Source organism: Rhodocyclus tenuis, from assembly GCF_014197755.1.
Taxonomy (GTDB): Bacteria; Pseudomonadota; Gammaproteobacteria; order Burkholderiales; family Rhodocyclaceae; genus Rhodocyclus; species Rhodocyclus tenuis.
In genome coordinates this window covers 177,507-197,644 of record NZ_JACIGE010000001.1, presented here as the reverse complement: position 1 = coordinate 197,644, position 20,138 = coordinate 177,507, and the positions used below count along the sequence as shown (strand labels likewise).

Genomic DNA, 20,138 nt, shown 5'->3' with positions numbered 1-20,138 from the left:
ATCCGCTTGAATACCGAACTGGTGAAGAAGCCTAAGGACCTGCTTGAATACGTGGTGGTGCATGAAATGTTGCACCTGATCGAGCCTACTCACAGCCCGCGCTTCATTGACCTGCTGGACAAACATTACCCGAACTGGCGGGAGGCAAGGGCGGAGCTCAATGAGTTACCCCTGGCCGCTGAGTCGTGGGCTTCTCCGCTGAGGACCCTGTAGGCGTAAGAGCCAACCTTCTCCGCTGCAACTCATTCTCCTGACCCCGGTCGCACGAAAGGTGCCCAGGGGAACCCCTGGAACAAGTAGATAGCCCTGCGCTGCTGGCAATCTTTGCCCCGGCTGCTAAGGCCCCGTTCGCCGCCTCGTCACCTTCGCCGTCAAGAAACTGGTCGGTGACGGCAGTGGTGCAGCAGCGTGATGGCCACGCAGTTCAAAACTAAGTGACTCACAGTTCAGAACTAAGTGACTCTCGACATTCCCGGGCCGTTTTTTTCGTATCGCTGCCCTTGAAACCCCGCGGATCGCCCCTATAATTAGCACTCGTTAGACGTGAGTGCTAACAGTCCTGCGCAGCGATCAAGCAAGCCATGATCCGGCAGGCACCGATCATCTAGTCGTAGTCACTTGAGCTAAACCAAGGAGAAACTGCATGAAAATCCGTCCTTTGCATGATCGCGTGATCGTCAAGCGCGTCGAAGAAGAGCGCAAGACCGCTTCCGGCATCGTCATTCCGGACGCCGCTGCCGAAAAGCCTGACCAGGGCGAAGTGATCGCCGTCGGCAACGGCAAGATCCTCGACGACGGCAAGGTTCGCGAAATGGCCGTCAAGGTCGGCGACCGTGTTCTGTTCGGCAAGTATTCCGGTCAGACCGTCAAGGTTGACGGCCAGGAACTGCTGGTCATGCGCGAAGAAGACATCATGGGCGTCGTCGAGGCCTGAGCCTCCGTCCATCCGAAGAACGTTTCAGGAGATATTGAATGGCTGCCAAACAAGTACTTTTCGCTGACGACGCGCGTGCGAAGATCGTCAATGGTGTCAACGTCCTGGCCAATGCGGTCAAGGTCACCCTCGGTCCGAAGGGCCGCAACGTCGTGCTCGAGCGCTCCTTCGGCGCCCCGACCGTGACCAAGGACGGCGTTTCCGTCGCCAAGGAAATCGAACTGAAGGACAAGTTCGAGAACATGGGCGCGCAACTGGTCAAGGAAGTCGCTTCGCGCACCTCCGACAACGCTGGCGACGGCACCACCACCGCCACCGTTCTCGCGCAAGCCATCGTCCGTGAAGGCTTCAAGTACGTCGCCGCCGGCTTCAACCCGACCGACCTCAAGCGCGGCATCGACAAGGCGGTCATCGCCATCGTCGACGAAGTGAAGAACATCGCCCGTCCGACGACGACCTCGAAGGAAATCGCCCAGGTCGGTTCGATCTCGGCCAACTCCGATTCCAACATTGGCGACATCATCGCCAGCGCCATGGAAAAGGTTGGCAAGGAAGGCGTCATCACCGTCGAAGACGGCAAGTCGCTGAACAACGAACTCGAAGTCGTCGAAGGCATGCAGTTCGACCGCGGCTACCTGTCGCCCTACTTCATCAACAACCCGGACAAGCAGATTGCCATCCTCGACAATCCCTTCGTCCTGCTCTTCGACAAGAAGATCTCCAACATCCGCGATCTGCTGCCGGTGCTGGAACAAGTCGCCAAGGCTGGCCGTCCGCTGCTGATCATCGCCGAAGACGTCGAAGGCGAAGCGCTGGCGACCCTGGTGGTGAACAACATCCGCGGCATCCTGAAGACCGTTGCCGTCAAGGCGCCGGGCTTTGGTGACCGTCGCAAGGCCATGCTCGAAGACATCGCTGTCCTCACGGGCGGCCAGGTGATCGCCGAGGAAGTCGGCCTGACGCTGGAAAAAGCGACCCTGCAAGAACTGGGTCAAGCCGCACGTATCGAAGTCGGCAAGGAAAACACGACGATCATCGACGGTGCCGGTCAACACGCCACCATTGAAGCCCGCGTCAAGCAGATCCGCGCGCAGATCGAAGAAGCGACTTCCGATTACGACAAGGAAAAGCTGCAGGAACGTGTGGCCAAGCTGGCCGGCGGCGTTGCCGTGATCAAGGTTGGCGCAGCGACCGAAGTCGAAATGAAGGAAAAGAAGGCGCGCGTCGAAGATGCGCTGCATGCCACGCGGGCTGCCGTTGAAGAAGGCATCGTCCCCGGCGGCGGTGTTGCGCTGCTGCGTGCGCGTTCGGCCATCACCGAACTCAAGGGCGAAAACCACGACCAGGACGCCGGTATCAAGATCGTGCTGCGCGCGATCGAAGAGCCGCTGCGCCAGATCGTTGCCAACGCCGGTGACGAGCCGTCCGTCGTCATCAACAAGGTGCTCGAAGGCAAGGGTAACTACGGTTACAACGCCGCCAACGGCACCTACGGCGACCTCGTCGAACTCGGCGTTCTCGATCCGGCCAAGGTGACCCGTTCGGCGCTGCAGAACGCTGCTTCGGTTGCCGGCCTGATCCTGACCACCGACGCCATGGTTGCCGAACTGGCCGAAGACAAGCCGGCCGGTGGCATGGGCGGCGGCATGGGCGGTATGGGTGGCATGGGCGGTATGGACATGGGTATGTAATCGCCCGCGTTCCAACGCAGCTGCACTCGCGTTGATGGGCCCCGCTTCGGCGGGGCCTTTCTTTTTGTATCATCGTGAGGGCGATGCTGCCATGCTGCGACGCAACAGCCGTCCTTGCCCGAGTTTGTTAAACTCCGCGCCATCGGCGTGGCGGTGTGAGCCGCTCAGGCATCACTCCGCGAGTCCTTGGCGCCCCGGCGTCAGCTGCTTTTCCTTTGTTTCCCCTGGATGTCATGCGGATTCTCCTCGCTGAAGACGACCCGATCATCTCCGACGGGCTCGGCCGTTCGCTGCGGCAGACCGGTTACGCTGTCGATTGCGCCCGTAACGGGCAGGACGCCGATACCGCGCTGCTCACCCACACTTACGATCTGGTGATCCTCGACCTCGGCCTGGGCCGCATGTCCGGGCTGGAAGTGCTGCGTCGCCTGCGCGCGCGTGGGTCGAACACGCCGGTGTTGATCCTCACCGCTCTCGACGGCACCAGCGACCGCGTGCGCGGCCTCGACCTCGGTGCCGATGATTACATGGCCAAGCCATTCGAACTCGCCGAACTGGAAGCGCGCGTGCGTGCGCTGACGCGGCGTTCGTCGGGAACGACGCCGGTCGTCAACTGCGGTGCTTTGAGCTTTGACCAGACCGGGCGCAGCGCACAACTCGCCGGCGTTCCGCTCGATCTGTCGGCGCGCGAAATCGGCCTGCTGGAAGTGCTGATCGCGCGCGCCGGTCGGCTGGTGAGCAAGGATCAGCTGGTCGATCAGCTGTGCGGTTGGGGCGAGGAAGTCAGCCACAACGCGATCGAGGTTTACGTGCATCGCCTGCGCAAGAAGCTGGAACCGGGCGGCGTGCGTATCGCCACCGTACGCGGACTCGGATATTGCCTTGAAAAGCCCGCAGAAGAGCGCAAACCCTGACAGTCAGCGCTCGCTGTTCGGCGAGATACTCGACTGGATGCTGGCGCCGTTGCTCTTCGTCTGGCCGATCAGCATTGCCGTTACCCACTACTTCGCCTACTCCGTCGCCAATTTTCCCTACGATCAGGCGCTACGCGAGCAGGCCAATGCCGTCGCGCGCCAGGTCAGCTTCGTCAAAGGCAAAGCGCAGATCGTCTTTCCCGGCCCGGCCCGCGCCATGTTGCGCGCCGACGAGATCGACAGCGTGTACTTTCACGTGCTCGGCCCCGGGCGCAATTTGCTCGCCGGCGACCGCGAACTGCCACCGCCCGACGACTCGCTATTGACACCCGACGAGCCGGGCGAAGTCTTCTACCGCGACACCGAAGCCGACGGCCGCGATCTGCGCGTCGCCTATCTTTACGTTGCCGAACCGGGGATGCCCCGCCAGCAGTGGCTGCTTGTCGAAGTCGGCGAGACCATGGACAAGCGCTCGCAGCTCGCCAACAAGATCATCGCCAGCGTCATCCTGCCGCAGTTCGTCATCATCCCGCTGGCAGTGATCCTCGTCTGGTTCGGTCTGTCGCGCGGGCTGCGCCCGCTGACGCGCCTGCGCGAGCGCATCGAGGCGCGCGCCGAGGGCGATCTGGCGCCGATCTCGGCGCGGCGCGTTCCCGAGGAACTGCAGCCGCTGACCGACGCCTTCAATGCAATGATCGCGCGCCTGCAACAGAACATGGAGGTGCAGCGGCGTTTCGTCGCCGACGCCGCGCACCAGATGCGCACGCCGCTCACCGGCCTGAAAACGCAGGCGCAGCTGGCGATGCGCGAGCGCGATCCGGAGGCCTTGCGCCACGCCCTCGAACAGATCGCCACCAGCGTCGACCGCGCCTCGCATCTCGTCGACCAGTTGCTCGCACTGGCGCGCGCCGAAGCCAGCGAACACACTCAGCAGACCCTGCAGCCCCTCGATCTCGAGCAGCATCTGCGCGAAGTGGTCAGCGACTGGGTGATGCTGGCGATGGAACGAAACATCGACCTCGGTTTCGAGAGCACAGGCAGCAACATCGGCGTTCTCGGTAACGCGCTGCTCCTGCGCGAACTTATCAACAACCTGATCGACAACGCACTGCGTTACACGCCGGCTGGCGGCCATGTCACCTGTCGCGTCGTCGAGCAAGGCGACTTCGCCGTGCTGGAAGTGGAGGACAGCGGTATCGGCATCAGCGAGGAAGATGCGGCGCATGTATTTGACCGCTTCTATCGCGTTGAAGGCACCGGCATCGACGGCAGCGGTCTAGGCCTAGCGATCGTTCGCGAAATCGCCGAACTGCACCGCGCTGCCGCCAGCCTGCGACCGAACGCCGCTTCTGCCGGCGCGTCGCGCGGCGCCATCGCCCGCGTGGTGTTCCCGACCTACCGCGTACCGCCGCCTCCCGAGTTGCCGCCGCCGGCGAGGAGCATCCCGCCGCCACTGGCATAAGGATCGCGCTCTTGCGTCGTTCTCGTCCCAGGGGAGATGCGGTGGGCACATTTCGCGCAAAGTTTTGACGCTCGCCACTTCGCTCGCTATAATCGCGGCTCTTCGATTGGCCAGTTAGCTCAGTTGGTAGAGCAGCGGATTGAAAATCCGCGTGTCCGTGGTTCGATTCCGCGACTGGCCACCAGTATTCCCAAGGGCTTGACCGTAAGGTCAGGCCCTTGTCGTTTGGGGGCTGTGCCAAAAAACGTGACAGATCAATCACGTTTTCTGCCGTCGCGTGTCGATGCCTGTCGCCGCGCTTGCCGGATACCACGGGCGAATCTGGCGAAATGATCCCGCAGCAAGCGGCTTCTCCAGTCGCAGAGCGCTGCGCTACGCCAGCGCTGTGTCGGACTTCTTTACATCGCTGCACTCCTGAATATTTCTCCTGCATTTCAAGCTTCGCTAAGCCGCTCTTTCATTAGGTTTTGCTGGAAGTGCGCACGAAGCGTGCTTGCATGTACGGCAAGAGGCGTACTGTTTGACCGCGAATGGCGCCGGTCGGAGTTGCGCCCAAAATCAAAAAAGGGAGCGTATTCATGAATACAGCAAGTTCATTGACCAAAAAAGCGCTGCTGGCCGTGCTGCTGGCTGCCACTTCACTGCCTGCCCTCGCCGATGTCTACAAGACGGCCAACTTCACTGTCGGGGTTTTTGGCGGCAATGCCAACCAGCAGGACCCGTTCATTGGGGCAGTTGCACCTTATCCGGCGGGCGGGACGTTCACCGGTACGCTGGTGTTCGACGAGAGCCTGATCCCCGCAGCGAATTCGGGGTACGGGACGGTCTTTTTCTCCAGCCTGCCGGACATTGCCAAGATTCCAGGTGCAACGGCCTTTTCCTTGCAATTGGGTTCGCTGCCGGCCTTCACTCTGGATTCGGCTGTAACGCAGTACGGCATGCAGCAAGCAGCTATCCAGTACAAGGACGGCAAGTTTAACGGGCTGTTCTATATCGCGGACTTCAACTACCAGGGTAACCCGTACGAGTTGCAGATTCAGGGCGGTTCGCTCAGCATCGTTCCCGTTGTCGACGGGGTGCCAACCTTTTCCAGCAAGGTCAACGGTTACGTCGATTTGGCTCTGAGCAACGTCCAGTCCTACTCACTGCCGACATCGCCGGTGGCGTCGGTTCCCGAGCCCGCTACGCTGGCTTTGCTGGGCTTCGGTCTGGCGGGAATCGGCTTCTCGCGCAGAAAGCGTCGCGCGTAATCCGGATCTCCTTTAGAAGGCACGGAAAGCCCCGTTTATCGGGGCTTTTTCATTCCCCGTAGCTTGCTTGCGAACGAAAAGTCCAACGGAGATACTGAGGTCGTTGCCGTAAGCCGACGGCTCCCGCCACCTTCGGGCGGCTTGCTCTATCATGCGCGCTCCACCCGAATTGACGCGAGGCCTCCGCATGTCTGACTCGACGACTCCTTACACACCACCCCGCGTCTGGACCTGGAACAAGGCCAATGGTGGCCGCTTTGCCAACACCAACAGGCCGGTCGCCGGTGCGACGCATGAACAGGCGCTGCCGCGCGGCAGGCACCCCCTGCAGTTGTACTCGCTGGCAACGCCCAACGGCGTCAAGGTCACGGTGATGCTTGAGGAGTTGCTGGCGCTCGGTCATGCCGGTGCTGAATACGACGCCTGGCTAATCCGCATCAGCGACGGCGATCAGTTCGGCAGCGGCTTCGTCGAGGTGAATCCCAATTCCAAGATTCCGGCATTGCTCGACTGCAGCGGCGGCGAACCCATCCGCGTATTCGAATCGGGATCGATCCTGCTCTATCTGGCCGAGAAGTTTGGCGCCTTTCTGCCGACCGGGGCGGCGGCGCGTGCCGAATGCCTGTCGTGGCTGTTCTGGCAGATGGGCAGCACGCCCTTCCTCGGCGGTGGTTTTGGCCACTTTTATGCCTATGCGCCGGAAAAGATCGAATACGCGATCGACCGCTTCGCAATGGAGGTCAAGCGCCAGATGGATGTGCTCAATCGGCGGCTGGCGGAAAGCCCTTACGTCGGCGGCGACGAGTACACGATTGCCGACATGGCCATCTGGCCCTGGTACGGAGCCCTGTCCAAGGGACAGCTCTACGAGGCCGGCGAATTCCTGCAGGTTCAGGAGTATCGCCACGTGACCCGCTGGGCCGACGCGATCGCCCAGCGCCCGGCGGCAAAGCGCGGTCGCATGGTCAATCGCATCGTCGGACCTTTGGCAACGCAGCTGCACGAGCGCCACGATGCGAGCGATTTTGTCGAGCGCACGCAGGACAAACTGCAAGCGCCCGCCTGATCGCGCTTGCGGATTTCCCGGAACGCGCGTGCTCCGCGCCGCTTGCCGGCCGAAAAACAGTATGCGAGCTTGCCGGGCGATTGGCCGCGGGTCGAACAGTGTTCAGCGAATGCTGGACGAACTCTCAGGCACCGGGCGGGCGTCCAGGGGGTAAGAAACGTCCGCTTCGCTCCGTGCTCGGCGCGCAATAATCCGCTGCGGCCGCGATGCCCACGCGAGCAGCAAACCGAGTGCAGTGCCGGCGAACACGTCAACGGCGACGTGCTGTTTGGTGGCGAGCGTCGAATAGGCAATCGCCACGCACCAGACGGTGCTGATCAGATTGCCTGTCCGTCCGATGCCGGCGGCCGGCAGCAGCCAATGCAGCCAGTAAGCTGAAAATACCGCCGTCGCTACATGCAAGGAAGGGCAGGCGTTGCCGGCGGCATCAACACCTTTCAGGAAAGCCATTCCCGGATAGACTGCCCAGTCGATGTTGGCGGGGGGAACCGCATTGGGCCAGAAGTAGAAGATCGTCAGCGCAATCAGGCAGAGGCCGCCGATCCAGACACCGTACTCGATGATCTCGCGCCGGGTCGGCATCAGTACCGGCGGCAGCGAGACATAGACCCACAGCGACAGATAGATCAGCAACGCGCCGGGCTCGAATGTGACGAGACGGTCGATCGCCGTCACCGGCATGGTGAAAACCTCGCCGGCGGGGTTCCTGAGCAGGTAGATGTAGGCGCCGAAAAATACCGCTGTAAACCCCATGGTGCCGAAGCACTTGAACCAGAAGCATGTGCGGACAAGGGGCCAAAAGCCGCCGGTCGGTTGCGTTTTGCGACTGCCGTAAACCAAGCAAATTCCTTTATTCGTCGAGCATCATGGTCACTCGGGACATTACTGACAAGCATCGGTGTCTGCACTACAATGCGGCGGCGAGATTCAGCCACTGCGCGGTTTGGCCGGGCCGCCCTCAGCGCCTCGTTCAGCCTCCGTGAACACCCTAGAACAGCTATTTCATCCAGAACATGAACACCATGGGTCAACCCACGACAGCCCTTTGCGAACCCGATTCGCTGCTTGAACGCGACGTCGCCGCGTTGATCGTTTCCGCACTCAATCTGGACATCGGTCCCGAAGAAATCGCACCCGAGGCTCCCCTCTACGGCGACGGACTGGGGCTCGACTCAATCGACATCCTGGAACTGGCGCTGGTGGTGTCGAAGCAGTTCGGCATGCAGATGAAAGCCGATAGCGAAGAGAATTATCACATCTTTCGTTCCTTGCGTGCTCTGACGGCTTATATCGGCGAGCACCGGACCAAGTGATCCTTTCCTGGCGAACGCTGCGCAAGGTCCTGATCGCCGCGGCCAGTGCCGCCTATGTCGTGCTCGGTTTCGTAGCGGCGATTTCGGATGATCCGCCGCTGATCGCGCTGATCGTCGGTGTTGTTCCGATGTTCGCGATCGCGCTGGCCACGGCCTGGAATTCGCGCGCGCGCGTGCCTTTGGTCCTGCTCTGTCTGGCGCTTGGTGTGGCCTTTGTCCTCAATCTCGAGTTCATGCGCACGCACGTCGCCTGGCTGTACTTCGTGCAGCACGCCGGAACGATGCTTTCGCTCGGCATCATGTTCGGGGCAACGCTGGGGTCGGACGAAAGCGCCTTGTGTTCGCGCATTGCCTGCTTTGCGCTGAACTCGCGCCCGGACGAAAAGTATCTCCACTACACGTGGAAGGTCACGCTGGCGTGGACGATCTTCTTCTTCGTCAGCGCACTGCTGTCGGTGCTGCTTTTCTTTTTCGCGCCGCTCGTTGCCTGGTCGACATTCGCCATCCTGCTGACGCCGATCCTGCTCGGCATCATGTTTGTCGGCGAATACCTCATTCGCTGCCGTGCGATCCCGGATCGGCCGCACTTCGGCATCGCCGAAACCATCCAGGCCTATAACAACTTTTCTCGCCGTTAGGGCGGCGGGATTCACGTCGCGTTGCCCCTGATGAGTGTCACACCCTCGATTGAAACGCTGCCGCTGTTGCCGGATTTCCCTCCGGAGCAAGTGCTCACCTATCGTGACGGGCAGGCGCTTTGTCGCGATGATTTCCTGTGCGACATCCTCTGGCTGGCCGAACGCCTGCCCGAGGGGGCGCATGTCCTGAACCTCAGTCACGACCGCTACTGGTTTGCGGTCGGTCTGTTCGCGGCCATTTCCCGTGGTGCCTTGAGCCTGCTGCCGAATTCCCCGGCGGTCGAGCATCTGGCCGCAGTTTGTGCCGGCGTTCCACATCTGGTCTGTCTCGGCGATCAGGATGTATCGCCCCTGGCCGGCGTGAACTACCTGCGCGTCGGCGAGGCGGTACCGGCCACCGGGCCGCGCCCGGAAATGCCGCGCATCGCCTGCGAGCAACGCATTGCCTGTGTGTTCACCTCCGGTTCGACAGGAACGCCGCAGCCGCATTTCAAGACCTTCGGCCGCATGTGGCTGGCCATCGCCGCCGGTGCCGAACGCCTTTGGGACGCCGCAGGTGGCCGCTGCTCGGTGATCGGCACGGTCCCGCTACGCCACATGTACGGCCTTGAATCGAGCGTCCTGCTCCCTCTTTGGGCTGGCGGACGGATGTCGGCGCGAACGCCGTTTTTTCCGGCCGACGTCGCTGCGGCGCTGGCCGAGTTGCCGGCGCCGCGCCTGCTGGTGACGACTCCGTTCCATCTGACCAAGTTGCTCGATGCCGATGTGGAGATGCCGGCGGTCGCGGCGTTGCTGTCGGCGACCGCGCCCCTGTCGCCGGCGCTGGCGGCGCGTGCGGAGGAGCGCTTTGGCGCGCCGCTGCTGGAAATCTACGGCTCGACCGAAACCGGGCAGCTGGCGACGCGGCGTCCTGCCCGGCAGCTGGACTGGCAGGTTTTGCCCGGAATCACCATGCGCCAGGAAAACGGGGAAACCTTCGTCAGCGGCGGTCATCTCGAAGCGCCGCAAGCGCTCAATGACCACGTCGAAATGCTCGGTCCGGGCGAGTTCAGCTTGCTCGACCGCAAGGCGGACATGATCAATGTAGTCGGCAAGCGCACCTCGCTGGCCATGCTCAATCACCTGCTCGCCAGGGTGCCCGGTGTACGCGATGGCGTCTTCTGCCTGCCGCCCGCTGGCCGCGACGATGAGGCGCGGCGGCTGGCGGCTTTCGTCGTCGCTCCCGGCGTCAGCGCAAACGAAATCCTCTCGGCCTTGCGCCCGCAGCTGGATCCGGTTTTCCTGCCGCGCCCGATCATTTTCGTGGACCTCATTCCACGTGACGGCAATGGCAAAGTCCAGGCGGCGACGCTGCAGGCACTGATCAAAGCGCATCTCGGCGGCGATCAGGCGCCAGCTGCGGTGCCGCTGCTGTTTCCCGTCGAACATCCGATGTTTCCGGGGCACTTTCCGGGACGGCCGATCGTTCCGGGCGTCGCCCTGCTCGATGCGGCGCAGCGCGCGGTCGAGTCGGCGACCGGCCTGACGCTAGCCGGTCTGGCGACGGCGAAGTTTCATCGTCCGGCGCTTCCTGCCGAAGCGATGCGCATCGAGTGGAGCCTTGAGCCTGCCGGGGTGCGTTTCCTGATTCGCAGCGGCGAACAGAAAGTCGCCGACGGCCGCTTCCTGCTCGCCGCGAAGGCGTCGGCGTGAGCGGGCAGGAAGCCGGTCAGGGCGGTGAAACGCCCGAATGGATGCGGCGTCGCGAGCGCGGCAACCGTTTCTGGCTGTTCGTGATGCGCTGGCTGTCCTTGTTGTTCGGTCGGCAAGCGTCGCGCATCGTTCTCTACTTCATCGCGCTCTATTTCCTGCTGGCCGTGCCGCGCGCCCGCGCTGCGTCACGCAACTACCTCACCCGTTGCCTGGGGCGGCCGGTGACATGGGCCGATCTCTATTACCATTTCCTGATTTTCGCCTCGACCATTCACGATCGCGTCTATCTGCTCAACGACCGGCACGAACTGTTCGACCTGCACGCTTCGGGCAGCGAGGCTCTCGATCAGCCGCATGCCGGCCGCGGTTTTCTGCTCTTCGGCGCGCACCTCGGCAGTTTCGAGGTCCTGCGTTCGCTGGCGCGGAACAACGAGCGCCTCAAGGTGTGCATGGCGATGTATCCGGAGAACGCCCGGCAGATCAACGAAACGCTGTCGGCGATCAATCCGCGGGCGATGCAGGACATCATCGCGCTCGGCAAACTCGACGCGATCCTCTCGATCCATCACAAGCTGAAGGAGGGCGTGCTCGTCGGTGTACTCGCCGATCGCGCGGCCGGTTCGGACCAGTACATCTGCCTGCCCTTCCTCGGCGCACCAGCCCGTTTTCCTACCGGCCCGTTCCGCATGGCGGCGATGCTGCGCCATCCGGTTTACTTCATGGCCGGCCTGCATCTGGGTGGCAATCGTTATGACATTCACTTCGAGCTGCTCGAAGACTTTGCTTCCGGCGCCAGCGCCGGCAGGGACGCCGACGTGCGCGCGCTGCTTGAAAAGTATGTCGCCGCGCTTGAGCGACATTGCCGCGCCGCGCCTTTCAACTGGTTCAATTTCTATGATTTCTGGGAAACTGCCGAACATGCCTGACCGATTGTTGTCGCGTACCCTCGTCGTTCTCGTTCTCGTTCTGCTCTCGCCGCTGGCGAGCGCCGGCAGTTGGGGAGTGAACGACCTCATGCAGCTTCTCGCGCAGCAGAAATCCGGTCGCGCGACCTTCACCGAGAAGAAGACCCTGAGCATTCTCGACCGTCCGCTCGAGTCGTCGGGAGAGCTCGCTTTCACCGCTCCCGACCGGCTTGAAAAGCGGACGCTGAAGCCGAAGCCCGAGACCTTGCTGCTCGAAGGTGACCGGCTGACGATCGATCAGGCGGAAAAGCGGCGGATCAGCCTGTCGCTTCAGGACCATCCGGAAGTGTCGGCATTTGTGGACAGCATCCGCGCCACGCTCGCCGGCGATCGTGCCGCGCTGGAGAAGTTCTATACCGTCGAGCTGAGCGGTTCCGCCGACAAGTGGCAACTCGTTCTGGTGCCCTCGCAGTCGCGCATGCTCGCGGTGATCAGCCGCATCCGCATCGCCGGTGCGCAGGCGACGGTCCGTACCATCGAGTTCGAGCAGGCTGATGGCGACCGCTCGGAAATGACCATCACCAGCGTCGCAAAATGAAGCTTCCGGGGCGCGCTCTCGCCTTGTCGGTCTGGGCCGGCCTGATGCTGGCCTGCGTCTGGGTGATCGCGCAGACGCATTTTGTCGCCGATCTGTCGGCCTTCCTGCCCAAGGCGCCGACTGCGCGCCAGCAGATGCTGGTCGATCAGTTGCGCGACGGCGCCATTGCGCGTCTGGTCATCATCGGCATCGAAGGCGGCAACGCCGCCGAACGCGCCCGTCTGTCGCTGGCGCTGGCCGAAGAGCTCCGCGCCAATCCGGCCTTCTCGGCGGTGCAGAATGGCGCCGCCGAAACGCAGGACAAGGACCGCAAGTACTTCTTCGACAATCGCTATCTGCTCAGTCCGGTTGTTGATGCCGAGCACTTTTCCGACAGCGGCCTGCGCCAGTCGATCGGGAATTCGATCGCCGCCCTCTCGGGCGACGCCGGCCTGATCCTGAAAGCCATCCTGCCGCGCGACCCCACCGGCGAGACGCTGCGCATCCTCGAACAGTTTTCCGGCGAGAGCCAGCCACGCAGTCAGGCGGGAGCCTGGGCGTCGAGCGACGGCAAGCGGGCGCTGATCCTGGCGCAGATTCGCGATTCCGGATTGAACACCGACGCGCAGGCCGCCGCGATCGAAGCGATCCGCGCCGCTTTCGAGCGCATTCCCGAGCGCGACGCCGCGACCCGGCTGGTGATGAGCGGCACCAGCGTCCTCTCGGTGTCTTCGCGCAACACTATCGAAACCGAGGTCAGCCGGTTGGCGGTGGCCAGCATCATCCTGGTGGTCTGCCTGCTGCTGCTGGTCTATCGCTCGTTCCGCCTGCTCGGCCTCGGCCTGTTGCCGGTGGCCTCCGGCGCCGCCGCCGGTATTGCCGCGGTCAGCCTGGTCTTCGGTCACGTGCATGGTCTGACCCTCGGTTTTGGCACGACGCTGATCGGCGAGGCGGTGGATTATTCGATCTACCTCTTCGTGCAGCGTGCCGGCGGCAATAATCCCGATGGCTTCTGGCGGACGATCCGCCTTGGCGTCCTCACCTCGATCGCCGGCTTTGCCGCGCTGCTCTGGTCGAGTTTCCCCGGTCTCGCGCAACTGGGCCTGTACTCGATCAGTGGCCTCGTTGCCGCTGCGCTGGTCACCCGCTATGTATTGCCGCAACTGATGTCGGCGGACATGGCGGTGCGTGATCTGACGCGCCCGGCGCGCATTCTCGATTCGCTGATCGACCGCGCGACCGGATTGCGCTGGTTGATCTACCTGCTGATCGCCGCTGCCGCGATCGTCCTGTTGCGTGCCGGCGATATCTGGAATCGCCAGTTGTCGGCGCTCAGCCCGGTGTCGGCTGCGGAACAGCAACTCGACACGGAGTTGCGCAGCGACCTCGGTGGCACCAATCTGCGCTACATGGCGAGTTTCACGGCCAGCGACGAGCAGTCGGCGCTGGTCTATGCCGAGCGTGTTGGCAGCGTCTTGCGCGAACTGAGCACACAGCAGATCATCGGCGGCTTCAATTCGCCGGCCTTCGTCCTGCCGAGCAGCGCCGCGCAGCGCGCGCGTCAGGCGGCCTTGCCCGCCGGGCCGGAAGCACGCGCCCGCCTCGCCGGCGCCGTCGCCGGCATGCCGATCAAGGCCGAGCGTCTCGACGGCTTTATCGGCGATCTAGAGGCGGCACGTACTCGGCCGCTGCTCGGTCGCGCCGATGTCAAAGGCAGCTCGGCAGAAGCGCTGCTCGATTCGCTGCTGATCAAGCGCGAACACGACTATCTCGTGCTGATGCCGCTGCGCGCGCCGGACGGCGCACATGATGAGGAGATCGATCTGCGCCGCGTCGACGCCGCACTTGCCGCCGCGGGCCTCGACGCGGTGGCGGCGATCGACCTGCTGGAAGAGACGACGAGCATTTTCGACAGCTATCTGCGCGAGGCACTGATCCTCTCCGGACTTGGTTGCTTGGCGATCCTCGTCATGCTGCTGCTGGCACTGCGCTCGCTGTCGCGGGCGCTGCGCATCACGCTGCCGCTGGCCGGTGCCGTTCTCTGCGTGACGGCGGTGCTCGTTGCCAGCGGCACGCAGCTGACCATCCTGCATCTGATCGGCTTGCTCCTGGTCGTTGCCCTGGGCACCAACTACGCACTGTTCTTCGACAGTGGCGCGCAGCCGGAAACCCGGGGTGACGTGCGCCAGATGCTGGTCTCGCTGCTCGTCGCCAACCTCGCGACCGTCGCCAGCTTCGGTGTTCTCGGTTTCTCCAAGGTACCGATCCTCGCGGCGATCGGCACCACCGTTGGCCCCGGGGCCCTGCTGGCGCTGGCTTTCTCCGCCATCCTTGCGCGTGCCCATGACCATGCGCACGCTCGTTGACCGCTTCGACGCTGCGCGTCGGCAGGAGACGCTGCTGGTGCTCCTGCCGCCGGCGCAGGCGCAGCTCGAGGACTTCATCGAGCAGGGCTTCGTCGGGGAAGTGCGGACCCGCGGTATCGCCACCGACATCCTGATGGCCGAAGTCGGCTACGCGCAGGTGATGGCGGGAACCGTCGTTGCCGCCTTGCGCGAACACGTCATCCAGCCGGCGCAGGCGGCGGGCTACCGGTCGATCTGGTTCGCCGGCATTTCGCTTGGCGCCTTCAATGCGCTGTACTACGCGGCCGCGCATCCCGGCGACCTCGCTGGCGTTCATCTGCTCGCTCCGTATCCGGGCACCGGCGACATCCTTGCCGAAATCGCCGCCGCCGGCGGTCCGGCTGAGTGGGCGACAACGCCACAAAGCGGGCTCGGCGACGAGCGCGTCTGGTGGCGCTGGCTGTGCGCCGAGGCTGGCGCCGGGCAGTGGCGCACGCCGGTATCTTTCGGTTGCGGCAGCGAAGACCGATTTCTGGCCGGGCAGCGCCAATTGGCCAGCCTGCTCCCTGAAGAGCGCGTGCACTTCGTTGCCGGAACACACGCGTGGCCGACCTGGCGCGAGTTATGGCGGGACTGGCTCGACCGCGGCAGTCTCGCGTCTGCCCTTACTGCCGCTTCTGCCGCACCGGCGGAGGAGAGGGCATGAGCGCATGGCGTCCGACACCGGCCATCGTCGCGAGTGTGCTGCTGCATCTGGGTGTGCCCGTGCTGCTGGTCTGGCGCTTCGAGCTGTGGCCGTGGGCGCTGGCCATCATCTTCGTCAATCATTCGCTGCTCATGGCCGCCGGGCTGTGGCCGCGCAGTACGCTGCTCGGCGACAATCTGCTCCGCCTGCCGGCGGCTGCGGCACAGCGCGGCGAGGTTGCCATCACCATCGACGACGGTCCTGACCCGGAAGTGACGCCGCAGGTACTCGCCATTCTTGCCGCGCACGGCGCGCGCGCGACCTTTTTCTGCATCGGCGAACGGGCGCTGGCGCACCCGCAACTCTGCCGCGACATCGTCAGCGGCGGGCACGACATCGAGAATCACGGTCAGCGCCATCGCAATTCATCTTCACTGTTCGGCCCGCGTGCCTGGTCGGTCGAGATCGGCAGCAATCAGGCGACGCTGGCTAGCCTAACCGGACGCCAGCCCGAGTTCTTCCGCGCCGTTGCCGGCTTGCGCAATCCGTTTCTCGATCCGGTGCTGCACCGCTTCGGCCTGCGTCTGGCGACGTGGACGCGCCGCGGCTACGATACGCGCTGCGCCGATGCCGAGCGCATTCTTCGTCGCTTGACGCGCGATCTTGCCGCCGGCGACATCCTGCTCCTGCACGATGGTCACAGCGCCCGCACGCCCGAGGGCAAGCCAGTCATCGTCGAGGTTCTACCGCGCCTGCTTGGCGAACTTGCCGTGCGCCGACTCAAACCCGTTACACTTCGCTCCGCATGCAAGATCAATTAAAAAAACGACTTCTCGACGCCGCCAGCGACCCCTATCGGGACAGTGGCGCCTTCAACTATCGCTGGGCTCGCGGCAAGCTTGCCGGCGATCCGATTTTTGCCGCACTGATCGACGAGGCGGTGTTTCCCGACAACGCGCGTGTTCTTGATCTGGGTTGCGGTCGCGGCCTGCTGGCGGCGTGGCTGCTGGCGGCCGAACGCCTGGCCGCGCGTGGGCTATGGTCGGCGAGTACGGTTCCGCCAAAGGGCTTGCGCTTTCGCGGCGTCGAACTGATGGCGCGCGAAGCCGATTGCGGTAACCGCGCGCTGCAGCCCTTGCACGGCGACCGCGTCCAGTTGCAGGGCGGCGACATGCGTGCCGCCGAAATGGGCGACGTCGACGCGGTGGCCATCCTCGACGTGCTGCATTACATCCCGCATGTCGAACAGGAACGCCTGCTCGACCGGATCAGGGCCGCGCTCGGCGGTGGCGGTGTCTTCGTCACGCGAGTCGGTGATGCCGGCAGCGGGTGGCGGTTTGCCTTCAGTCAGTTCGTCGATCGCTGCATCTCGTTCGCGCAGGGCCATCGCATTGCGCCGACCTGGTGCCGCCCGCTGGCGGACTGGGTGTCCGTACTCGAGAGTCGCGGTTTTTCCGTGCAGACACGCGCCATGAGTGCCGGCACACCTTTCGCAAACGTCATGGTTGTCGCACGGGTGGGAAAATGAAGGGACTTCGTCTTGAGGCTTATACGCTGACCACCGCCCTTGGCGCGGGTCTGGCACCGACCCTGGTGGCATTGCGCGAAATGCGCAGCGGCGTCGTGCGCAAGCACTGGGAAACGGTCGATCTGGACACCTGTCTCGGCGAGGTCGACGGACTCGACGAACGGCCGGTGCGCGCAGATCTGGCGGCTTTCGACTGTCGCAACAACCGGCTCGCCCAGCTGGCGCTCGAACAGGACGGTTTTGCCGAGCGCGTGCGCGAGGCGATCGCGCGCCATGGCCACGATCGCGTCGGCGTCTTTCTCGGCACCAGCACGTCGGGCATCCTCAGTTCGGAAATCGCCTATCGCCACCTCGACCCGCACAGCGGTGCGCTACCGGCCGACTACGATTACCGGCATACCCACAACAGCTATTCGGTCGCCGATTTCGTGCGCAGCTACTTCGCGCTGACCGGGCCGGCCTACGTCGTGTCGACGGCGTGTTCGTCGAGTGCCAAGGTCTTCGCTAGCGCCTGGCGGATGATCGCCTGTGGCCTGATCGACGCGGCCGTTGTCGGCGGTGTCGATTCGCTGTGCCTGACCACCCTGTACGGTTTCAATTCGCTGCAACTCGTTTCGGCCGATCCGTGCCGCCCCTTCGATGCCGGTCGTGACGGCATCTCCATCGGCGAGGGTGCGGCGTTCGCGCTGGTCAGCGACGCGGCCAACGCACTTCCCGGCGAAGTCATCGTCGCCGGGGTCGGTGAATCGAGCGATGCGCATCACATGTCCTCGCCCCATCCGGAAGGGCTTGGCGCGCGTATCGCGATGCAGGCTGCGCTCGACATGGCCGGCCTGACGACCGCCGACATCGACTACATCAACCTGCACGGGACTTCGACGCCGAGCAACGACGCCGCCGAGGACAAGGGCGTCGTCTCGCTGTTCGGGTCACAGACCCCATGCAGTTCGACCAAGGGCCATACCGGACATACGCTCGGTGCCGCCGGCGGCGTCGAAGCGGTCATCTGTGCCTTGGCGCTCACCCACGATTTCGCGCCCGGTGGCGTCGGTACGCAGCAGCTCGACCCGCGACTCGGCTGTCACTATCTGCTGGCCAATCTTGAGCGGCCGCTGCGCCATGTGCTCAGCAATTCTTTCGGTTTTGGCGGCAGCAACTGCAGTCTTGCCTTGTCCAGGGTGTCGGCATGAGCGCTCTTTCCCTCTACGTTGATGGCATCGGCCTGTTCGGCCCGGGTCTGCCGGGTTGGGCGCAGGCGCGCACGGTTCTCGACGGCAGCAGCGCGTTCGCGATCGAGGCGATCAGGTTGCCGGCTGCCGAAGCATTGCCGCCCGCCGAACGTCGTCGCGCCGGGCTGGCGATCAAGCTGTCGATGGCCATCGGCTTCGAGGCGGTACGTGCTGCGGATGCCGATCCGGCGCTGCTGCCGACCGTCTTCTCCTCGACCGGCGGCGACTGCGAAAACTGCCACAATCTGCTCGAGACGCTCGCCTCCAACGATCGCTCGGTATCGCCGACGCGCTTCCACAACTCGGTGCACAACGCTCCTGCCGGCTACTGGAGCATCGCCACCGGGTGCATGGCGCCGTCAACCAGCCTGTGCGCCTACGACGCCACCTTCGCCGCTGGCCTGCTCGAAGCCTCGATGCAGGCGGTGACGAGCGGCAAGCCCTGTCTGCTGCTGGCCTTTGATACCGCTTATCCCGAGCCGCTGAATGCCTTGCGCCCGATTCCGCACGCGCTTGGCGTCGCGCTGCTCCTGAATCCGCGGGAAACCGCCGCGGCGCAGGCGAAGATTGCGTTGCAGCTCTGTCGGGCGGCACCGACGACGATGGCCGATGCGCAGCTCGAGTCGCTGCGGCACAGCGTGCCGGCGGCGCGCAGTCTGCCATTGCTGGAGCTGCTGGCGCGGCGCAGCAGCGGCCGTGTCGTCATCGAGTATATCGACGCGCTCGAACTCGCAGTCGAGGTGGCGCCGTGATCGATCGCGCCTGGATTGCTGCACGTATTCCGCACGCCGGCGACATGTGTCTGCTCGATGCCGTCGATCAGTGGAGCGCCGACGCGATCGTCTGTCGCGCCAGCAGCCACCGCCTGCCAAACAATCCGCTGCGTGCTGGCGGGCAACTCGGCATCACCGCCGGCATCGAGTATGCCGCGCAGGCGATGGCCGTTCATGGCGCGCTGCTTGCCGGCAGCGACACGGCGCCGGCCGCCGGTTATCTGGTCAGCGTGCGCGACGTGCATTGGCAGCATCCGCGTCTCGACGATCGGGCCGGCGACCTCGAAGTGAGCGCCGAGCGGCTGTCGGGCAACGGTACGAACGTGCTCTACCGTTTCAGTCTGTGTGCTGACGACGAGGTGCTGCTCAGCGGTCGCGCCGGCGTCATTCTCGATGCGAGCCAGTCATGAAGCGCGCACTCGTCACCGGCGGCAGCGGCGCCATCGGCGCGGCGATCTGCCGGCGTCTTGCCAGCGACGGACTGCACGTCATCATTCACGCCAACCGCAATCTGGCGGCAGCAAACCAGTTGCGCGATGAACTGCTCGCCGCAGGCGGGGCTGCCGAGAGTGTCTGTTTCGACGTCGCTGACGCCGCCGCGACGGCGACTGCGCTGGCGACGCTGCTCGAAAGCGCTCCGGTCCAGGTGCTGGTCAACTGTGCCGGAATCCACGACGACGCGCCCTTCCCGGGAATGCGCCGCGAGCAGTGGCTGGGCGTCATCGACGTCTCGCTCAACGGTTTTTTCAACGTGACGCAGCCGCTGACGATGCCGATGATCCGCACGCGCTGGGGGCGCATCGTCAACATCTCGTCGATCGCCGCACTGACCGGAAACCGCGGGCAGACCAATTACGCGGCGGCCAAGGGCGCGGTCAATGCGGCGACCAAGTCACTGGCGCTCGAACTGGCGAGCCGCGGCATTACGGTCAATGCCGTCGCGCCGGGAATCATCGAGTCGGAGATGATCGAGGGCAGCTTCGACGGCGAAGCGATCAAACGGCTGGTGCCGATGAAGCGCGCCGGAACTCCTGGCGAAGTCGCCGCGCTGGTCGGTTTCCTGGCTTCGGACGAGGCGTCTTACATCACCGGGCAGATCATCTCGGTCAATGGCGGAATGATCTGAAGTCCTGAAG

The 20,138-nt window shown here is 64.0% G+C and carries 21 protein-coding genes and 1 tRNA gene; 21 read left to right on the top strand and 1 reads right to left on the bottom strand.

All coding sequences use genetic code 11. The annotated features are described in order from the left end of the window. Positions 1-6: 6 nt before the first annotated feature. The 8 genes from GGD90_RS17935 to yghU all read left to right on the top strand — a co-directional run bounded on the left by GGD90_RS17935 (position 7) and on the right by yghU (position 7,317). A complete protein-coding gene (locus tag GGD90_RS17935) occupies positions 7-213 on the top strand; it encodes a M48 metallopeptidase family protein (RefSeq protein WP_233448458.1) in 207 nt (68 codons plus the stop codon). Between the two features lie 430 nt (positions 214-643). Continuing rightward, positions 644-934 (top strand): co-chaperone GroES, encoded by a 291-nt coding sequence (groES, locus tag GGD90_RS00920; protein WP_153117023.1) that lies wholly within the window; start codon positions 644-646, stop codon positions 932-934. A gap of 38 nt (positions 935-972) precedes the next feature. Beyond that, the gene (groL, locus tag GGD90_RS00915) at positions 973-2,625 is read left to right on the top strand and encodes a chaperonin GroEL (RefSeq protein WP_153117024.1); all 1,653 of its coding nucleotides are present in this window, start codon (positions 973-975) and stop codon (positions 2,623-2,625) included. 233 nt (positions 2,626-2,858) lie between these two features. Then, positions 2,859-3,539 (top strand): response regulator transcription factor, encoded by a 681-nt coding sequence (locus GGD90_RS00910; RefSeq protein ID WP_153117025.1) that lies wholly within the window; start codon positions 2,859-2,861, stop codon positions 3,537-3,539. After that, positions 3,508-5,001 (top strand): sensor histidine kinase, encoded by a 1,494-nt coding sequence (locus tag GGD90_RS00905; RefSeq protein ID WP_228273740.1) that lies wholly within the window; start codon positions 3,508-3,510, stop codon positions 4,999-5,001. Before GGD90_RS00910 ends, GGD90_RS00905 begins: the two co-directional genes overlap by 32 nt. A 108-nt stretch (positions 5,002-5,109) precedes the next feature. Continuing rightward, positions 5,110-5,185: transfer RNA gene (locus GGD90_RS00900), tRNA-Phe, on the top strand. A gap of 394 nt (positions 5,186-5,579) precedes the next feature. Further along, positions 5,580-6,251: a PEP-CTERM sorting domain-containing protein gene (locus GGD90_RS00895; RefSeq protein WP_228273741.1), complete on the top strand. Its 672-nt coding sequence runs from the start codon at positions 5,580-5,582 to the stop codon at positions 6,249-6,251. A gap of 187 nt (positions 6,252-6,438) precedes the next feature. Beyond that, on the top strand, positions 6,439-7,317 hold the full coding sequence (gene yghU, locus GGD90_RS00890) for a glutathione-dependent disulfide-bond oxidoreductase (RefSeq protein ID WP_184414883.1): 879 nt from the start codon (positions 6,439-6,441) through the stop codon (positions 7,315-7,317). 102 nt (positions 7,318-7,419) lie between these two features. On the opposite strand, the gene GGD90_RS00885 is transcribed toward yghU, so the two are convergent. Beyond that, a complete protein-coding gene (locus GGD90_RS00885; protein ID WP_221227614.1) occupies positions 7,420-7,998 on the bottom strand; it encodes a phosphatase PAP2 family protein in 579 nt (192 codons plus the stop codon). Positions 7,999-8,339: 341 nt separating this feature from the next. On the opposite strand from GGD90_RS00885, the gene GGD90_RS00880 reads away from it, so the two are divergent. From GGD90_RS00880 to fabG, 13 genes are read left to right on the top strand one after another with little or no spacing between them, the layout of a single operon-like run. After that, a complete protein-coding gene (locus GGD90_RS00880) occupies positions 8,340-8,630 on the top strand; it encodes a phosphopantetheine-binding protein (protein WP_153117176.1) in 291 nt (96 codons plus the stop codon). Beyond that, the gene (locus GGD90_RS00875; RefSeq protein WP_153117028.1) at positions 8,627-9,268 is read left to right on the top strand and encodes a COG4648 family protein; all 642 of its coding nucleotides are present in this window, start codon (positions 8,627-8,629) and stop codon (positions 9,266-9,268) included. The genes GGD90_RS00880 and GGD90_RS00875 overlap by 4 nt, the downstream gene beginning before the upstream one ends. A 30-nt stretch (positions 9,269-9,298) precedes the next feature. After that, the gene (locus GGD90_RS00870) at positions 9,299-10,960 is read left to right on the top strand and encodes an AMP-binding protein (protein WP_153117029.1); all 1,662 of its coding nucleotides are present in this window, start codon (positions 9,299-9,301) and stop codon (positions 10,958-10,960) included. Beyond that, positions 10,957-11,886, top strand: coding sequence for an LpxL/LpxP family acyltransferase (locus GGD90_RS00865; RefSeq protein WP_228273743.1), 930 nt, complete (start codon positions 10,957-10,959; stop codon positions 11,884-11,886). Before GGD90_RS00870 ends, GGD90_RS00865 begins: the two co-directional genes overlap by 4 nt. Further along, positions 11,879-12,463, top strand: coding sequence for an outer membrane lipoprotein carrier protein LolA (locus GGD90_RS00860; RefSeq protein WP_153117030.1), 585 nt, complete (start codon positions 11,879-11,881; stop codon positions 12,461-12,463). Before GGD90_RS00865 ends, GGD90_RS00860 begins: the two co-directional genes overlap by 8 nt. Further along, positions 12,460-14,808 (top strand): MMPL family transporter, encoded by a 2,349-nt coding sequence (locus GGD90_RS00855; protein ID WP_153117031.1) that lies wholly within the window; start codon positions 12,460-12,462, stop codon positions 14,806-14,808. The genes GGD90_RS00860 and GGD90_RS00855 overlap by 4 nt, the downstream gene beginning before the upstream one ends. Beyond that, positions 14,786-15,493, top strand: coding sequence for an alpha/beta fold hydrolase (locus GGD90_RS00850; RefSeq protein WP_221227613.1), 708 nt, complete (start codon positions 14,786-14,788; stop codon positions 15,491-15,493). The genes GGD90_RS00855 and GGD90_RS00850 overlap by 23 nt, the downstream gene beginning before the upstream one ends. Beyond that, the gene (locus GGD90_RS00845; RefSeq protein ID WP_153117032.1) at positions 15,490-16,293 is read left to right on the top strand and encodes a polysaccharide deacetylase family protein; all 804 of its coding nucleotides are present in this window, start codon (positions 15,490-15,492) and stop codon (positions 16,291-16,293) included. Before GGD90_RS00850 ends, GGD90_RS00845 begins: the two co-directional genes overlap by 4 nt. Beyond that, on the top strand, positions 16,278-17,000 hold the full coding sequence (locus tag GGD90_RS00840) for a methyltransferase domain-containing protein (protein ID WP_153117033.1): 723 nt from the start codon (positions 16,278-16,280) through the stop codon (positions 16,998-17,000). Before GGD90_RS00845 ends, GGD90_RS00840 begins: the two co-directional genes overlap by 16 nt. Then, the gene (locus tag GGD90_RS00835; protein ID WP_153117034.1) at positions 16,997-18,190 is read left to right on the top strand and encodes a beta-ketoacyl-[acyl-carrier-protein] synthase family protein; all 1,194 of its coding nucleotides are present in this window, start codon (positions 16,997-16,999) and stop codon (positions 18,188-18,190) included. The genes GGD90_RS00840 and GGD90_RS00835 overlap by 4 nt, the downstream gene beginning before the upstream one ends. After that, positions 18,187-18,981, top strand: coding sequence for a beta-ketoacyl synthase chain length factor (locus tag GGD90_RS00830; RefSeq protein ID WP_153117035.1), 795 nt, complete (start codon positions 18,187-18,189; stop codon positions 18,979-18,981). Before GGD90_RS00835 ends, GGD90_RS00830 begins: the two co-directional genes overlap by 4 nt. Continuing rightward, positions 18,978-19,412: a 3-hydroxylacyl-ACP dehydratase gene (locus GGD90_RS00825; RefSeq protein ID WP_153117036.1), complete on the top strand. Its 435-nt coding sequence runs from the start codon at positions 18,978-18,980 to the stop codon at positions 19,410-19,412. The genes GGD90_RS00830 and GGD90_RS00825 overlap by 4 nt, the downstream gene beginning before the upstream one ends. Beyond that, positions 19,409-20,128 (top strand): 3-oxoacyl-ACP reductase FabG, encoded by a 720-nt coding sequence (fabG, locus tag GGD90_RS00820; RefSeq protein WP_153117037.1) that lies wholly within the window; start codon positions 19,409-19,411, stop codon positions 20,126-20,128. The genes GGD90_RS00825 and fabG overlap by 4 nt, the downstream gene beginning before the upstream one ends. Positions 20,129-20,138: the final 10 nt, after the last annotated feature.

Coding starts and splice junctions, on each gene's coding strand:
- groES (WP_153117023.1), top strand. CDS start 644: ATGAAAATCCGTCCTTTGCATGATCGCGTGATCGTCAAGCGCGTCGAA.
- groL (WP_153117024.1), top strand. CDS start 973: ATGGCTGCCAAACAAGTACTTTTCGCTGACGACGCGCGTGCGAAGATC.
- GGD90_RS00910 (WP_153117025.1), top strand. CDS start 2,859: ATGCGGATTCTCCTCGCTGAAGACGACCCGATCATCTCCGACGGGCTC.
- GGD90_RS00895 (WP_228273741.1), top strand. CDS start 5,580: ATGAATACAGCAAGTTCATTGACCAAAAAAGCGCTGCTGGCCGTGCTG.
- yghU (WP_184414883.1), top strand. CDS start 6,439: ATGTCTGACTCGACGACTCCTTACACACCACCCCGCGTCTGGACCTGG.
- GGD90_RS00885 (WP_221227614.1), bottom strand. CDS start 7,998: ATGCCGGTGACGGCGATCGACCGTCTCGTCACATTCGAGCCCGGCGCG.
- GGD90_RS00880 (WP_153117176.1), top strand. CDS start 8,340: ATGGGTCAACCCACGACAGCCCTTTGCGAACCCGATTCGCTGCTTGAA.
- GGD90_RS00870 (WP_153117029.1), top strand. CDS start 9,299: ATGAGTGTCACACCCTCGATTGAAACGCTGCCGCTGTTGCCGGATTTC.
- GGD90_RS00860 (WP_153117030.1), top strand. CDS start 11,879: ATGCCTGACCGATTGTTGTCGCGTACCCTCGTCGTTCTCGTTCTCGTT.
- GGD90_RS00855 (WP_153117031.1), top strand. CDS start 12,460: ATGAAGCTTCCGGGGCGCGCTCTCGCCTTGTCGGTCTGGGCCGGCCTG.
- GGD90_RS00850 (WP_221227613.1), top strand. CDS start 14,786: ATGACCATGCGCACGCTCGTTGACCGCTTCGACGCTGCGCGTCGGCAG.
- GGD90_RS00845 (WP_153117032.1), top strand. CDS start 15,490: ATGAGCGCATGGCGTCCGACACCGGCCATCGTCGCGAGTGTGCTGCTG.
- GGD90_RS00840 (WP_153117033.1), top strand. CDS start 16,278: ATGCAAGATCAATTAAAAAAACGACTTCTCGACGCCGCCAGCGACCCC.
- GGD90_RS00835 (WP_153117034.1), top strand. CDS start 16,997: ATGAAGGGACTTCGTCTTGAGGCTTATACGCTGACCACCGCCCTTGGC.
- GGD90_RS00830 (WP_153117035.1), top strand. CDS start 18,187: ATGAGCGCTCTTTCCCTCTACGTTGATGGCATCGGCCTGTTCGGCCCG.
- fabG (WP_153117037.1), top strand. CDS start 19,409: ATGAAGCGCGCACTCGTCACCGGCGGCAGCGGCGCCATCGGCGCGGCG.